The organism is Micromonospora salmantinae (assembly GCF_022230905.1).
Taxonomy (GTDB): domain Bacteria; phylum Actinomycetota; class Actinomycetes; order Mycobacteriales; family Micromonosporaceae; genus Micromonospora; species Micromonospora salmantinae.
This window is the reverse complement of record NZ_JAKKFG010000012.1, coordinates 1-15,306: the sequence shown is the minus strand read 5'-3', so window position 1 is coordinate 15,306 and position 15,306 is coordinate 1. Positions and strand designations below refer to the sequence as shown.

Below are 15,306 nucleotides of genomic sequence, written 5' to 3'. Positions count from 1 at the left end.
CCTTCGCGCAGGTCGGCCTCCAAGATGTGATCCGCCGTGAACCGCCGCGCCTGTCGCCCAGCCCCAAATCGGGGGCAGGTAGGCGGACGCTCGTTGTCGCCGCGTGGTGCGACCGCCGCCCCCTATCCGGGACGGCTCGACAGGCCGCCCAAGGAGCCTTTGGAGCTGAATCGTTTACGACATCAGCTCCAAAGGCAGCGACACAAACAGTTCGATTAGCGCCCGGAGCCGACTTGGCGACCGTCTGAGCCGGACAACTCAGGCCGGGCCTCAACCCAGGCTGGGGACTTCCACGCCCAGGACGGCCTGCTCGTCGGGGCGGTGCACCAGCACGTCGGTCAGGTACGACTGGACCGCGTGGCGCATGCCGACGTCCCGGCCGGCCTGCTCGGAGAGCAGCCACTTGTGCTCGATGATCTGGGCGAACAGCTCCTGCGGCTCCAGCTTGCGGCGCAGGTGCGCGGGGACGGCCCGGACCACCGGCTCGAAGACCTCCGTGAGCCAGCGGTGGGCGGCCTGCTGCTCGTCGATCAGGTCGCTCTCCGCGCGGTAGGCGTCCAGGTCGTTGAGCAGCTTGCGGGCCTGGTTCTCCTCGGCGTCCAGCCCGGTCAGCCGCAGCAGCCGCCGGGTGTGGTAGCCGGCGTCGACGACCTTCGGCCGGACCAGGAACCGTCCGTCGTCGATTGATGACATGGCCACCTCGGCGACGTCGAAGCCCAGCTCGTTGAGGCGGCGGATCCGGCCCTCGATGTCGTGCCGGGCCTCCCGCTCGATCGCCTGCTCATAGGTGATCTCGTGCCAGAGCCGCTCGTAGCGTTGCACGACCTCCTCGCAGACCACCTCCGGGTCGATGGACTCGTGCAGCAGGCCGGCGGCCTGCAGGTCCAGCGCCTCACCGAAGATGTTCACCCGGGCGATCTCCAGGTCCTCGCCACGCTGACCGTTGGAGAGCGTGTTGTGCAGGGCACCCGTCTCCGCGTCCACCAGGTAGGCGGCGAAGGCGCCCGCGTCCCGCCGGAACAGCGTGTTCGACAGCGAGCAGTCGCCCCAGAAGAAGCCGGTCAGGTGCATCCGCACGATCAGGGCGGCGAGCGCGTCGAGCAGCCGGCTCATCGTCTCCGGCCGAAGGGTGTGCGAGAAGAGCGCCCGGTACGGCAGCGAGAACTGCAGGTGCCGGGTGATCAGCACCGATTCGAGCGGCTCCCCGTCCTCGGTCTGCCGGTCGGCGACGACCGCCACGGCCTCGACCGAGGGAAAGTCGATCCGCTCCAGGGCCCGGAGCAGGTCGTACTCCCGCTCGGCGATCCGCTCGCGGGTCTCCTTGAACGCGTACACGTAGTCGCCCAACCGGACGAAACGGACGATGTGCCGGGAGATGCCCTGCGGCAGCGCCACCAGGTGTTGGGCAGGCCACTCCTCCAGCGGTGTCGACCATGGCAGGTCGAGCAGCGCCGGGTCCACGAGGGCAGACGTGATCCGCACGGGCACAAGCATGACTGGTCGCCCCCCGCATCCGCTCCTGATCGTGGTTGGGCCCACAGCGCCGCATACCCCGCCCTCGCGCCGGGCCGGTAGCGTGGTCGCGTGCTCAAACCCTCAGCGGTACGACGTGACCTGCGGCTACGGTCCGTCCGGCCGGCCGGCTGGTGGTTCGACGCGCTCATGCTGGTCGGTCTGGTCGGGTTGACGGTGGCGCTCGCCGCCGACCAGCTCTTCGGAGTGGACCGGGCGATCGCCGACTGGGCCGACGGGCACCGGCCGGCCGCCGCCTACTGGGTCGCCCGGGTGCTGAACTTCCTCGGCCAGGGCACTCCGCTGACGTTGATCGCCGTCGGGCTGGGCGTGCTGCTGGCCGTCCGGCTGCGGTCGGTGCGGCCGATTCTGCCTCCGGTGGTCGCGTTCGCGCTGACCAACCTGACGATCGGCCCACTCAAGATCTGGACCGCGCGGGCGGCACCGAGCGCCAGCGTCAAGGAGCCGTTCCTGACGCCCGAGCAGACCCTGCCGCTGTTCCACGACGACCTGCCGGTGCGGTTCGCCCAGTCCTACCCGTCGGGGCACGTCGCCAACGCGATCGTCTGGTACGGGGTCATCGCGCTGCTGCTCGCCCCGCTGGCCCGCAGCTTCGGCCGCCAATTGCCAGCCCGGCTCGTCACAGTGATCCGCGTCGTGCCGCCGCTGGTCGTCCTCACCACCACCACCTACCTCGGCTGGCACTGGCTGACCGACTCGGTGGCCGGGCTGCTGCTGGGCCTGCTCCTGGACCGGCTGCTGCACCGGGCACCCTGGGACGGCGTGCCGCTCCCCGGCCGGTTACGCGAGTGGGATCGGCCGTTCACCTCGTACCCCTAGGTTGTGGTTCGTGGATCAACTAAGGCGGCGGTTGGGCGTACCCGATGCGGTTGTCATCGGGTTGGGCTCGATGCTGGGCGCGGGCATCTTCGTGGTCTTCGGCCCGGCGGTGGCGGCGGCCGGCGGCGCGGGCCTGCTGCCCGCGCTGGCGTTGGCCGGCTTCGTCGCCTTCTGCAACGCGACCAGCTCGGCGCGGCTGGCGGCCCGTTACCCGGAGTCCGGTGGCACCTACGTCTACGGCCGGGAGCGCCTCGGACCGTTCGCCGGTTTCGTGGCCGGCTGGGGGTTCGTGGTCGGCAAGACGGCAAGCTGCGCGGCGATGGCGTTGACCATCGGGGCGTACCTGTGGCCGGGGCAGGCCCGGCTGGTCGCCGTCGGCGCGGTGCTCGCGGTGACCGCCGTGAACCTGCGCGGCATCGGCAAGACGGCCACCGTGACCAGGGCGCTGGTCGCGCTCGTGCTGGCGGTGCTCGCCCTGGTCACGGTCGTCGGCCTGGTCGGTGGGCCGGTGCATCTGGACCGGCTCGGCGAACCCGGCGGTTCGGCGCGGGGCGTGCTCACCGCCGCCGGGCTGCTGTTCTTCGCGTTCGCCGGGTACGCCAGGATCGCCACGCTCGGCGAGGAGGTCCGCGACCCGCAACGGACCATCCCGCGCGCGCTGCCGCTGGCGCTCGGGGTGGTGCTCGTGATCTACCTGGTGCTGGCCGTGGTCACCCTCGGCGTGCTCGGCGCCGACCGGCTGGCCGACTCCGCCGCGCCCCTTGTCGACGTGGTGACCGCCGCCGGGCTGCCCGGCCTGGCGTGGGTGGTCCGCGCCGGTGCCACCATCGCGGTCGTCGGGGTGCTGCTGTCCCTGGTCGCCGGGGTCGGCCGGACCACCCTCGCGATGGCCCGCCGCCGTGACCTGCCCGGTGCGCTGGCCGCCGTGCACCCTGTGCACCAGGTGCCGCACCGGGCCGAGCTGGCGGTCGCCGCCGTGGTGATCGTGGTGGTGCTGATAGGCGACGTCCGCGACGCGATCGGCTTCTCCAGCTGCACGGTGCTGGTCTACTACGCGATCACCAACGCGGCGGCGCTCACCCTGGGCCGGGACCCGGACCGACGCTTGCCGGTCCGGGCGCTCGCCGTTCTCGGGCTCTTCGGTTGTCTGCTGCTCGCGGTCAACCTGCCGCTGAGCAGCGTGATCGCCGGCTTCGGCGTGCTCGCCGTCGGTGCCGCCTGCTACGCGCTGCGGGCCCGCCGCTGACCCGGGCAGGCGGCCGGCGTCAGCGGCTCAACCGCTGGTAGCGGCGCACGGCCAGCGGGGCGAACGTCGCGATCAGCAGCACCGGCCACAGCACCGCCAACAGCAGCGCGTGCTCCGCCGGCCAGGAGTCGCCACCCAGGCCCGGGTTGCCGAACAGTTCGCGGATCGCCGCGACGGTGGCCGACAACGGGTTCCACTCCGAGATCGTCCCGATGACCGGAGGCATCAGCTCGGGCGACACGAAGACGTTGGAGATCGCGCTCAACGGGAACGCCGCCGGAAAGACGATCACGCCGACCGTGTCCGGGTTGCGGACCAGCAGCGCCAGGTAGATCCCGACCCAGGTGATAGCGATTCGCAGCAGCAGAAGGAGAGCGACGGCGAGCATCGCCTTTCCGACACCCTGTCGCCACTGCCACCCGACGAGCAGGCCACACACCAGGAGGGTGGACATCTCCAGCAGGGCGCGCAGCAGGTCGGCGGCGCTGCGACCGGTCATCAGGGCGGACCGTGCCATCGGCATCGACCGGAACCGGTCGACCACGCCCCGGCTGAGGTCCAGCGCCACGCCGGTCGCGGTGGCCCCCAGCCCGTAGAGCATCGTCATCACGAAGACCCCGGGCAGCAGGAACTCGCGGTAGTTGCCGCCACCCGCCACCTGCATGCCGCTGCCGAACACGTACCCGAAGACCAGCACGAACATGATCGGCAGCGAGAAGTAGAGGATCAGCTCCTCCGGAGCGCGGACCACGTGCGTCATGTTCCGCCTGGTCATCGTCCAACCGTCAGCGATCGCCGTGGTCATGCCACCTCCACAGTTTGTTCGGCCGCCACGGGCTCGCGGGCCTCGTCCGGCCGGTGCCCGGTCAGGTGCAGGAATGCCTCGTCCAACGTCGCGCGCCGCAGGCCGATGTCCTCGACCGCGATGCCGGCGTCGTCCAGCGCGCGTACCACGTCGACCAGGCCGGCGACGCGATCGAGCACCGGCACGCTGAGCCGTCGGATCACCGGGTCGAGTTCGGGTTCCGCACCGCAGATCGGCGCGACGAGGCGAGCAGCGCGGCTCAGCTCGGCCGCGTCGCGGACCACCACCTCGATCCGGTCGCCACCGGTCATCGCCTTCAGCTCGTCCGGTGAACCCTCGGCCACCACCCGACCGGCGTCGATCACCGAGATCCGGTCGGCGAGCTGATCGGCCTCCTCCAGGTACTGCGTGGTGAGCAGCACGGTCGTCCCGTCCGCCACGAGACCGCGGACCAGGTCCCACACCTGGTTGCGGCTGCGCGGGTCCAGGCCGGTCGTCGGCTCGTCCAGGAACAGCACCCGCGGCGTACGGATCAGGCTGGCGGCGAGGTCCAACCGGCGACGCATCCCACCCGAGTACTCACCGGCGGACCGGCTCGCCGCCTCGTCGAGCCCGAACCGTTCCAGCAGCTCACCGGCGCGTCGGCGGGCCTCCCGTCGGCCGAGCCGGAACAGGCGGCCGAACAGCTCCAGATTCTGCCGGCCGCTGAGGATCTCGTCGACCGCGGCGTACTGCCCGGTCAGCCCGATCCGGGCGCGCACCTCGTCCGGCCGGCGCAGCACGTCGTACCCGGCCACTGTGGCCCGTCCCGTGTCGAAACGCAGCAGCGTGGTGAGGATCCGTACGGCAGTCGTCTTGCCCGCGCCGTTCGGTCCCAGCAGTCCGTGGACCGTGCCGGGTGGCACTGTCAGGTCGAACGTGTCGAGCGCACGGGTCGGGCCGTACCGCTTGCCCAGACCCTCGGCGACCACCTCGAATGTCGTCATGCCCCCACGGTGCTGCCGGGCGCTGACCGGTCACGCACCGTCCGCTGACGGCGGCGCACCGGCCTTCTCCGCCTCGGTGATCTCCTTCAGGGCGAGAATGATCTCGGCACGGGCGGCCTCGCCGACGTACCAGCCGGTGAGCCCGCCGGCCAACGCCTCCTCGCAGAACCGCCTCGCGGCGGCCAGGTCTCCGCGCACCCGGGCCACCTGGGCGAGGCCGAGCCGGGCGCTGGCCACGAACTCGGGCGCGCCGCTGCGCTGCGCGAGGAGCAGCGCACCGGCGAAGTCGTCGTGCGCCGCCGCGAGGTCACCGGCGCGCAGCCTTATCTCGCCCCGGGTACGCAGCATGTCGGCCTGGTCGACGGCCGACCCGAGCGCCTCGACCAGGCCCATGGCCTCATCCATGTGGGCCCCCGCCGTCTCCGGATCGCCCTGCCAGGCGGCCAGTTCGCCGAGCGCACCGAGCGTGATCATGGTGCCCCACCGGTCCCCGGTGGCGCGGAAGCCGTCGAGCGCGGTGGCCAGCGCGGCCCTGGCCCGGTCCCGTTGGTCGCTCCACATCAGCGCCGAGCCGCTGCCCATCGCGCCGAGCGCGTTGATCCACGGGTCCGGGCCGACCAGCCGCCGCAGCTCCGCCATCAGCTCGTCGACATCCTCGGCGCCGCCGGACGGCGGTCCCGTCGAGATCCCCGACAGGTACAGCAGGAAGGGCTGTCGGGGCGGCCGGTCGAGGCTGCGGATCACTGACCGCTGCGTCCCGAGGGACGGCAGATGCCCGGAGCCGGCGAGCGAGGCGTTGTAGACGCAGAGGGCGAACTCCTCACCCAGCCCCGGCGGCGCCTCGGTGCCGAGCAGTTCGAGGACGTCCGCGGCAAGCCGCGCCCCTTCCCCGCGCATGCCGCGCAGCCACCAGTAGAACGACAGGGCCGCGACCATTCCGGCCGCGTCGGACGCGTCACCGGCCGCGGTGGCCCGGCGCAACGCCGCGTGCAGGTTGTCCCGCTCCGCGTCCAGCAGCCGCAGCCAGTGCAGTTGTTCGGCACGCCGGAGGTGGTCGCTGGCGGTCCAGGCGAACTCCAGGAAGTACGCGGTGTGCGCGCGACGGAGTTGGTCGGCCTCGCCGGCCTCGGCGAGGCGCTCGGCGCAGAAGGCCCGCACCGTTTCGAGCATCCGGTACCGGCCACCCGTCATCTCCACGAAGGACTTGTCGACCAGGCCGGTGAGTGCGTCGACGAACTCGGCGGTGGGCAGGCCGCAGACCCGCTCGGCCGCTTCCAGCGTGGCCCCACCGGCGAAGACGGTCAGCCGCCGGGCCACTTCCCGTTCGGCGTCGTCGAGCAGATCCCAACTCCACTCGACCACGGCCCGGAGGGTGCGGTGTCGCGGCGACGCGGCCCGGTTGCCCGTCGACAGCAGCCGGAACCGGTCGTCTAGACGGGCGGCCACCTCGGCGACGGACAGCGCCCGCAGCCGCGCGGCGGCCAACTCGATCGCCAGCGGCAGGCCGTCCAGGCTGCGGCAGATCCGCAGCACCATCTCGACGTTGGCCGGCGTGACGGTGAAGTCGGGCGCGACGTCGGCGGCCCGTTGGGCGAAGAGACCAACTGCCGCGTAGTCGTCGGCGTCCAGCGCGGACGCACCGAGCGGTGGCAGGGTGAGCCCGGACAGCGGGCACAGCGCCTCACCGACCAGCCCCAGCGGCTCCCGACTGGTGGCCAGGACGCGCAACGCCGGGCACGCGCTCAGCAGCCGGGCCGCCAGCCGGGCCGCGTCGACGAGGACGTGCTCGCAGTTGTCGAGCACCAGCAGCAGTCGCCGCTCGGCGAGCGCCTCGACCAACCGGTCGGTGGTCTGCCAGCCCGGCTCGGCCGGGGCACGCAGGCCCGCGTCGCGCAGGCCGAGCGCGCTCAGCACCGCCTGCGGAACGTCCGACCCGTCGGCCAGCCCGGCCAGCTCGACGAAACGGACCTCGCCGTCGACCCCGCCCGCGGCCTCGATCGCCAGTCGCGTCTTGCCCGCCCCACCGGGGCCGGTGAGGGTGACGAGCCGGCGCTCGCCGAGCAGGTCGCCGACGCGCTTGAGTTCCTCCTCGCGCCCGACGAATGTGGTGAGTTGACTCGGCAGCACCGGTTCGACCGACCCGCGTTCCTCACCGCGCAGCACCGCCAGGTGAACCGCCGCCAACTCCGCCGACGGGTCGACGCCGAGCTGCTCGGCCAGCGTGTGCCGGACGTCCTCGAACTCGGCCAGCGCTTCCGCCGGCCGACCCAGTGTCGCCAGGGCACGCATGAGCTGGCCCCGCGGACGCTCCCGCAGGGGATGCGTGACGACCAACTCCCGCAACTCCGCGACCAGCGCGCTCTGTGCGCCCAACGCCAGGTCCGCCTCGACCCGATCCTCGATGGCGGCCAACCGCAGTTCGTCCAGCCGAGCCGCCTGCGCGGACGCGCCGGCGGCGCCGATGGCATCGGCCAGGGCGGGACCACGCCACAGCTCCAGCGCCTCGCGCAACACCGTCGCCGCCCGGGGCCAGTCGCCGTCGACGAGCGCGCGGTGCCCCGCCTCGGCGAGCCGTTCGAACAGGTACGCGTCGACATCGTCGGGGTCCACGGCCAGGCGGTAACCGGCCGGGTGAAACTCGACCGGGTCGTGCCCGGCGGGCAGGGCCTGGCGCAGCCGCGACACCTGGGACTGGAGCGCGTTGGCAGCACCCCGGGGCGGATGCTCCCCGTACAGGCCGTCGATCAGGCGCTCCGCGGAGACCACCCGACCGGCGTCGAGCAGGAGGAGCGCCAGCAGGGCGCGCAGCCGCGGACCGCCCACGGGGACCTCTCGCCCGTCGGCCAGCACCACCTGGGTCGGCCCCAGGATGCGGAAACGCATGGCATGGATTGTCGCTCAGCGCCGGCCGGTTCTGGCCGCGCCGGGTGGCGTCAGCTCACCTCGCCGGTCCCGTCATGCCGGCGGGTCAGCTCGAATCCGTCAGCTAGGCCGCCGTTGGTCGTCGAAGAGGCACCCTCGGCGGGGGGAACGGGATGCGCCGCGCCGGGCGCGGACGCGGCGACCCCGGAGTCCGTCGGGCCGGGCACCGAGGGAGACGCCGCCGCCGGGGTGTGCACCCCGCCGTGGACCGCCCCGGCCGGCCGGGGGACCGGGACGGGGTGGGCCGGCGGGGCGCACTGGCGCGTCAGCCAGTCCAGCCCGCGCCGCCGGGCGACGACTGTCAGCCGGTCGCCGGCGAAGATCACCTGCCGGGGGTCGAGGTCCTTCCACCAGATGGTCTTGGCACCACCGGCCGGGGTGCGGGCGATCAGCCGGACCTGCCCGTCCCGGTTGACCACGCCCAGCGGTCGGCCGTCCAGCTCGGAGCCGGCGGCGACCGGCACCTCGGCGACCGGCAACGCGTGCCGGTCGACCGGGATCGTGGTGATCACGGCACGTTCGGTGAGCGCCCCGATGAAGGCCGGGGCGGCCAGGTAGGAGACCGAGCGGGACACCCCGAGCGCGAATGTCTCCTCCACCCGTTCGGCGAAGTCACCGTCGAAGAGCCGCAGCACCACGCGCAGGTCGGCGCGGAGGTCGCGGGCAGCGAGCGCCGCCTCCAGGTTGGCCACGTCGTCGGTGGACGCCACCACCAACGCCTGGCAGTCGGCCACCGAGGCGGCGACAAGTGTCTCCGGCAACGCGGCGTCGCCGACGATCAGCGGCACCTCCAGTTGGCGGGCCAGGGCGGCACCGCGCGGCTCCGGATCCTTGTCGATCGCCACCACCTCGACGTCGTACTCGCGTAGCTGCGCCATCACCCGGGTGCCGACGTTGCCCAGGCCGATCACCACCACGTGCCCGACCCGCGCGGGTTGCAGGCGGCCGGTGTGCAGGGCCAGCCGGGCGTTGACGATGCCGTCCACCACGACGGCGGTGATCAGCGGGATCAGCGCCAACCCGGCCAGGTTGAGCACCACCTGCATGATCTGGGCGTCCGCCGCCTTGGTGGTGTCCGGGTCGGCGCCGCTGAGGGTGGTGACCAGGGTCAGGTACAGCGCCTCCAGCGGAGAGACGTCCTCGGCCCGGGAGATCAGCGCCCCCAGCACCGCGATCAGCGCGAGCACCGCCATCACCGCAACGCCGATCTTGCGGGTGGCGAAGCCGCGGACCGCCCCCAGCACCACGGCGACCGGACGACGACGCCGACGTGCCCGGACCAACCGGCGGGCGGCGACCTCGGTGCCCGGTGGCTGACCGGTCGCCTCGGCGAGCACCAGGTCGGCTCCGGCCTGCTCGGCCGGCAGCAACTCCACCCCCTGCGCCTCGCTGAGGTGCGCCAACGCGCAGACCACGTCCTGCGGTCGGACGTCGGCCCGACGCGCCACCCGCAGCGTCTTGTCCCGGTGTTGGAAGGAACTCGGGTCGACCTCGTTGAGCGCGGCGGCCACGAAGGCCGGCGCGGCCATCTCGGCGTCGGAGAGCACCTCGACCGGGGCCTTGAGCAGCTTGCGTACGCCGTCGGCAAGGGTGCCGTTGAACATCCGCAGCACCTGGCGGACCCGCTGGTCGACAGCCTGGGCGCAGAGCGCGGCGTGCAGGTTGCCCACGTCGTCCTGGTGCAACAGGGCCAGCCCGGTCGCGCCGGCCAGACCGGCGGCCTCGAAGGTGGCCACGTCCAGCCGGTCCGAGCGGACCACCCGGACCCCGCGCAGCCCGGCCACGTCCGGCCCGTTGCTGCGGTAACGCTCCGGCACCACGACTGTCACCCGGGCCCCTCCCGCCGGCAGCTCGGATTCGAGCATCGCCCGGGCCACGTAGTAGGCGAGCGCGTCCTTGCCACAGATCACGTAGTGCGGGCGCGGATCACCGACGGACCGTAGCCGCCAGTTCCACTCGACCGCCCGTCGCGCCCGGTCCCGCCACGGCTCCGCCATGCCCGGATCGTAATCAGCACGGCCACGGTGGGCGACCCCGTCCGGATCATCCCGTGACCAGGTATGTCCGCTCCGGTGCCGGGTAGAGCAGCGACATGCAGACGTTCCTCCCGTACCCGGGCTTTCTGGCCAGCGCCCGCACGCTGGACCAGAAGCGGCTCGGCAAGCAGCGGGTGGAGGCCATCCAGGTGCTGCGTGGGCTCACCCGACCCGGGTACGGCTGGCGCAACCACCCGGCGGTGAAGATGTGGGCCGGGTACGAGGAGGCGCTCGTCCGCTACGGGCTGGACATGTGCGCGGTCTGGACCGAACCGGGGCGGGCCGACACCTGCGCCACCACCATGACCGTCGACCTCGCCGCCGCCTGCGGGGCCGGCGTGATCCGAACCCAGGATGAGCTGGCCCGAGCAGGTGAGCTGCCACCATGGCTGGGCCGCGACGACCTGCACCTGAGTCACCGCTCGTCGCTGCTGCGCAAGGACCCGACGCACTACCGCCCGCTGTTCGGCGACGACGTGCCGGAGGACCTGGAGTACGTCTGGCCCGCCTCCGACCGTCCCCGCCGTTGCTTGCCAGCCGACTGATCCGAGGTGGGGCAGACTGGGCCCCATGGCGCTGTCGCAAGTGGTAGGTCGGCTGATCGGCGTACGGCAGCACCAGGTGGACCCGGGCGGTGGTGGCGCCGACCGGGTGCCACGACCGACCACGGCGCTCGTGGTGGGTGGCGGCATCGCCGGCATGTCGGCGGCGGTGGTGCTGGCCGAACGGGGTGTGGCGGTCACCGTGCTGGAAGCGGCACCGACGCTCGGCGGTCGACTGGGCGCCTGGCCGGAGGCGCTCGCCGACGGCAGCCAGCAGAACGAGCACGGCTTCCACGCGTTCTTCCGGCAGTACTACAACTGGCGGTCCATCCTCCGCCGGATCGATCCTGACCTGGGCTTCCTCAAGCCGATTCCGGGCTACCCGATTCTCAGCGGGCAGTGGCCGACCGAGGAGTTCGGCAGGTTGCCACCCGCGCCGCCGGCGAACCTGCTGGCGCTGCTGCTGCGCAGCCCCAGCCTGCGCCTGGCCGACCTGCGACTGATGGACCGGGACGCGGCGCTGCCGCTGCTCAGCTACGACCCGGTGCGCACCTACGCCGACCTGGACGACACCACCGCCGACGAGCTGCTGGCGTCGCTGCGACTGCCGGATCGGGCGCGGGCGATGCTGTTCGAGGTCTTCTCGCACTCGTTCTTCAACCACGAGGCGGAGATGTCGGCCGCCGAGATGGTCGCCCAGTTCCACTTCTATCTGCTCGGCAACCCGGAAGGGCTGGCCTTCGACTGCCCCGACGAGGACTACGCCACGGCGATCTGGGAGCCGCTGACCCGGCACGTGGAGAAGCACGGCGGCCGGGTCCTCACCAGTTGCGCCGCCACCGGGGTGCACCGCGACGCCGAGGGGTGGCGGGTGACGACCACCGACGGCGGCAGCCATCCGGCCGGGCACGTCGTGCTCGCCGTCGACCCGCCGGCGCTCGCCGCGCTGGTGGCGGCCTCCCCGGACCTGGCCGAGCAGGCCCCCGACCTGGCGGGAAGGATGCCGGCCTTCGGCACCCCCGGCCCGCCGTACGCGGTGGCGCGGTACTGGTGTGACGGGGACGTGGCCGCCGAGCGGGCGGTGTTCAGCGGTGTGTCCCGCCAGCCCACACTGGACTCGGTGACGCTCTACCACCGGCTGGAGAACGAGCCGCGGCGCTGGGCGCAGCAGACCGGCGGCTCGGTCGTCGAGTTGCACGCGTACGCCTGCGAGCCCGGCGTGCCGGCCGAGGAACTGGCCGAGCGGATGCGCCGCGAGCTGGTGGCGCTCTGGCCGGAGGCCGGCGACCTGCGGGTCCGCGAGCTGCGGGCCCGGGTGGAGGCGCAGGCTCCGGCGTTCACGCCGGGCAGCCACGCCTGGCGACCGGGGGTACGCACCGACGCGAACGGCCTCTACCTGGCCGGCGACGGCATCGCCACGGACTTCCCGAGCGCGTTGATGGAACGCTCGGCCGCGACCGGGATCATCGCCGCGAACCACATCCTGCGCGCCGAGGGTGGCGCGGCCGAGTCGGTGCGCTCGATCCGACCGCGTGGGCTGCTGGCCGGTCGCATCGGGCCAAATCGACAAAACACAACATAAGCCACCGTACGCTGCCGTACGCTCGAATGATCAACCGTCGATCGGCCGGGCGGGAGGGCAGCGGGAGATGTCACCACTGCACCGCGCCGGCGCGGAGAACGGTTCGTCGATGGACGAGATCGGCCGCGACGACGCGTACCCGCTGATCCGTGACGAGCGCGCCTGCATCGTCACCGCGCTCCGACTGGGTTGGTGGATGGCGGACGCCTACCACCACGGGCAGCACGCGGAGCCCCGCGCGTTCGTCGAGGCCCGCCCGGCCGTACCGCCGGCCAAACTCTCCAACCTCACCGAGATGTCCGTCCACCGTCGAATGCGGATGTACCTCGACGGGGTGGACGTCGCCCTGGCCCAGATCGCCGACCTCACCCGGCACACCGGGCCGGTGCCCGACACGTCGGCCGCCCGAGCCCTGCTCCCCGACCTGGGCCAGCCCGATCCCGCCGACCCGGTGCCGCTGCTGCTCGCCCTCGACGACCTCAACGTGGAGGTGCTGCGCTGGGCGATGGCCGCCAACCACCGGGTCGGGCTGGCCTACCGACTGGGCCGTTCCGTGGCCGACACCGTCCGAGCCGGCGACGTCACGCAGTTGCTGCGCCAGTTCGGCGGCCGGCAGGTCCAGATCAGCAGGTGGTTGGACGAGCTGGCCAGTGTGCTGCCGCCGTACTCGGCCGCGGTGGTGCGCCGCTCGCTGGCCGCCTGGGCGAACGCTGTCGACAGCGCCGGCCACGGGGACCCGACCGAGCCGACGCCCGCCACCCTGAGCCGGGCGCTGCGCGGCCAGGGTGACCTCTGGCGCGACGTGCTCACCGGTGGCCTGCACCCGCGCGACCTGCTCGACGAGGAGGACTACGCGGTGATCGCCCGGAACCTGATCATCCGAGACCGGCGACTGGTGGCGCAGGCGGCCCGAGGCATCTTCTGGCCGGTGCTCGTACCCCTGCTGTTGGTGCTCTTCGCGGTCGTCGGGGTGAGTGCCGCCGCGGCCGCCGGCTCACCGACCACCCGGGCCACGGTAGCCCTGGTGGGCCTCGGCGCCGGGCTGGCCGCGATCTGGCGGTCGGTCTCCGGGCCCGCGCTGGCCGTCGCCGGTGAGGTCAACCGGCCACTGCTGGACAGCGAACTCACCGCACGGATGGCCCTGCGGCTGAACCGGCCGCTGACCAACGCCCAGGTCTCGGCCAAGGCAGCTCCCCGCACCCGCCGCCAGCGGCGTCCCGACGAGGCCGGCCGATCGAAATACGTTGCCCCTGTCTCCCCCGTCGACCTAACGTGAGCGCGCAAGGTCAACCACCACCGCGGGAGCAGCTCATGACGATGTGGCACGTCAGCACCGTGCTGTCGACGCTACCCGGTGACGGTTACCGAGCGGAAGGTCCCCGGGCGGGCCGGCCCGACTGACGCGTGTCCGTACGCGCTGAGCCGCCCCGTCCGACAGCCGGACCGGGCGGCTTCTTGCTGTCCGTCACCTCTGGAAAGGAGTCCCGGTGGACGCCGTCCTCGTCATCAACGCCGACCTCGGCCCGCTGCACCGGGTCACCGTCCAACACGCCGTCCGCATGCTCTGCCGCCGGGTGGCCGAGATCCACGAGGCCGAGCCGGACCGGGTGATCGGGGTCTTCCCGATGCCCCGGGTGGTACGGCTGGTCCGCTTCGTGGTCACCCGGTGGAGATTCAACTCCGGGCCGGCCTGGTCGCGCGCCGGTGTGCTGCGCCGCGACAACAGGTGCTGCGCGTACTGCGGCGGCCCGGCCTCCACCATCGACCACATCCTGCCCCGCTCGCGCGGCGGTCGGAACACCTGGCGAAACACCACCGCCGCCTGCTGCGCCTGCAACCAGCGCAAGGGGGACCGGACGCCGGCGGAGGCGGGCATGCCGCTGCGCCGTGAGCCGGTGAACCCGGGCTGGGCGGCGCTCGCCGGGCGGTGACGGACCGGCCGGCGGGAACGGGGGGCCGCGTTTCGGGTACGTCCCGGACGCGGCACCCGCCGGCCCCCGATCAGGCGGCGCGTTCCTTGACCTTCGACTTTAGCTGGCCGTTGGGGCACTGCACCCGGATCTCGCTGCGGTGCTCCGCGGAGGTCAGCTCGACCATGATCTGCTTCGCCGGCCCCGGGTCGTACCCCTCGACCCGGAAATCGGGCGCGAGCACCACAGCGAGCACCTCGACCGAATTTCCCACGCAGCGAGCGGTGACCGTCCCGCCGTGCGCCTCGACGGGCACACCGGCGCCGGCGGTGGGAGTCGGCGCAGCCCTGGTCGGGGTCGGGCCAGAGGTGGCGGGCGTCGGGCCCGGGACCACTGGCCCGCCCGGACCGGACGGGGGGCTGATCCGGGTAGCGGGCGCGGTGTTCCTGGTCGGCGGTGCGGCGGACGGACCGGCATCAACCGGGTCGGTCGGGTCCTCGATGCCGGGCATCCCCACCGTGGTGGTGCCCGGGCCACTGCCGGTCGGCGCGGCGCTCTGTCCCTGTCGACGATTGCTGAAGTCACCGAGCGATCCGGCGAGCGCCACCGCGGCGATCACGGCTCCGCCGACCGTCAGGATGGCTCGCCCCCGACGCCACGGCCCGCGCCTCATCCGCGCCACCGAATCGCCGGTCGGCTCGGTGCCGGCCTCCTCGGTGCCGGCCTCCTCGGTGCCGGCCTCCTCGGTGCCGGCCTCCTCGGTGCCGGCCTCCTCGGTGCCGGCCTCCTCGGTACCGGCCGGCTTGGGGCCAGTCGCCGCTGGGCCGGCGTGCTCGACCCTCTTTTCCGCCCATCCAGCCGCACCGCCCGCCCCCCCATCGCCGGCCCCCTCGTCCCCTGCACACACTGCTCGATCCCTGTGCGC

At 72.9% G+C, this 15,306-nt stretch carries 12 protein-coding genes; 6 read left to right on the top strand and 6 right to left on the bottom strand.

The features are described from left to right. Window positions 1-270 precede the first annotated feature (270 nt). The gene (locus PSH03_RS10570) at window positions 271-1,494 is read right to left on the bottom strand and encodes a DUF4032 domain-containing protein (RefSeq protein WP_210780882.1); all 1,224 of its coding nucleotides are present in this window, start codon (window positions 1,492-1,494) and stop codon (window positions 271-273) included. A 120-nt stretch (window positions 1,495-1,614) separates the two neighbouring features. Here PSH03_RS10570 and PSH03_RS10565 point away from each other — a divergent pair, with 120 nt between their 5' ends. Both PSH03_RS10565 and PSH03_RS10560 read left to right on the top strand, forming a co-directional pair. Beyond that, window positions 1,615-2,352, top strand: coding sequence for a phosphatase PAP2 family protein (locus PSH03_RS10565; RefSeq protein ID WP_238689165.1), 738 nt, complete (start codon window positions 1,615-1,617; stop codon window positions 2,350-2,352). A gap of 10 nt (window positions 2,353-2,362) precedes the next feature. After that, complete coding sequence (locus PSH03_RS10560; protein WP_238689008.1) at window positions 2,363-3,598, top strand: APC family permease; 1,236 nt, start codon at window positions 2,363-2,365, stop codon at window positions 3,596-3,598. A 19-nt stretch (window positions 3,599-3,617) separates the two neighbouring features. Here the strand turns inward: PSH03_RS10560 and PSH03_RS10555 are convergent, their stop codons facing one another. From PSH03_RS10555 to PSH03_RS32660, 4 genes are read right to left on the bottom strand one after another with little or no spacing between them, the layout of a single operon-like run. Beyond that, entirely contained in the window at window positions 3,618-4,403 is a 786-nt protein-coding gene (locus PSH03_RS10555; RefSeq protein WP_238689007.1) for an ABC transporter permease, read from the bottom strand. After that, entirely contained in the window at window positions 4,400-5,389 is a 990-nt protein-coding gene (locus PSH03_RS10550; protein ID WP_238689006.1) for an ATP-binding cassette domain-containing protein, read from the bottom strand. The genes PSH03_RS10555 and PSH03_RS10550 overlap by 4 nt, the downstream gene beginning before the upstream one ends. A 30-nt stretch (window positions 5,390-5,419) precedes the next feature. Next, window positions 5,420-8,272 (bottom strand): AfsR/SARP family transcriptional regulator, encoded by a 2,853-nt coding sequence (locus PSH03_RS10545; RefSeq protein ID WP_238689005.1) that lies wholly within the window; start codon window positions 8,270-8,272, stop codon window positions 5,420-5,422. A 50-nt stretch (window positions 8,273-8,322) separates the two neighbouring features. Beyond that, complete coding sequence (locus tag PSH03_RS32660; protein WP_305076079.1) at window positions 8,323-10,308, bottom strand: potassium channel family protein; 1,986 nt, start codon at window positions 10,306-10,308, stop codon at window positions 8,323-8,325. A gap of 95 nt (window positions 10,309-10,403) precedes the next feature. Between PSH03_RS32660 and PSH03_RS10535 the strand changes: the two genes are divergently transcribed. From PSH03_RS10535 to PSH03_RS10520, 4 genes are all read left to right on the top strand, one after another. Then, window positions 10,404-10,892, top strand: a complete 489-nt coding sequence (locus tag PSH03_RS10535; RefSeq protein ID WP_091403045.1) for an MSMEG_6728 family protein — start codon at window positions 10,404-10,406, stop codon at window positions 10,890-10,892. A gap of 25 nt (window positions 10,893-10,917) precedes the next feature. Beyond that, window positions 10,918-12,471, top strand: a complete 1,554-nt coding sequence (locus tag PSH03_RS10530; protein ID WP_238689004.1) for an FAD-dependent oxidoreductase — start codon at window positions 10,918-10,920, stop codon at window positions 12,469-12,471. A 67-nt stretch (window positions 12,472-12,538) separates the two neighbouring features. Continuing rightward, window positions 12,539-13,747 (top strand): hypothetical protein, encoded by a 1,209-nt coding sequence (locus PSH03_RS10525; protein ID WP_238689003.1) that lies wholly within the window; start codon window positions 12,539-12,541, stop codon window positions 13,745-13,747. 211 nt (window positions 13,748-13,958) lie between these two features. After that, window positions 13,959-14,402, top strand: a complete 444-nt coding sequence (locus PSH03_RS10520; protein WP_238689002.1) for an HNH endonuclease — start codon at window positions 13,959-13,961, stop codon at window positions 14,400-14,402. A 70-nt stretch (window positions 14,403-14,472) separates the two neighbouring features. Here PSH03_RS10520 and PSH03_RS10515 read toward each other — a convergent pair whose 3' ends face one another. Further along, window positions 14,473-15,288 carry a hypothetical protein gene (locus PSH03_RS10515; RefSeq protein WP_238689001.1) on the bottom strand — a complete coding sequence of 272 codons (816 nt, stop codon included), beginning with the start codon at window positions 15,286-15,288 and terminating at the stop codon, window positions 14,473-14,475. Window positions 15,289-15,306: the final 18 nt, after the last annotated feature.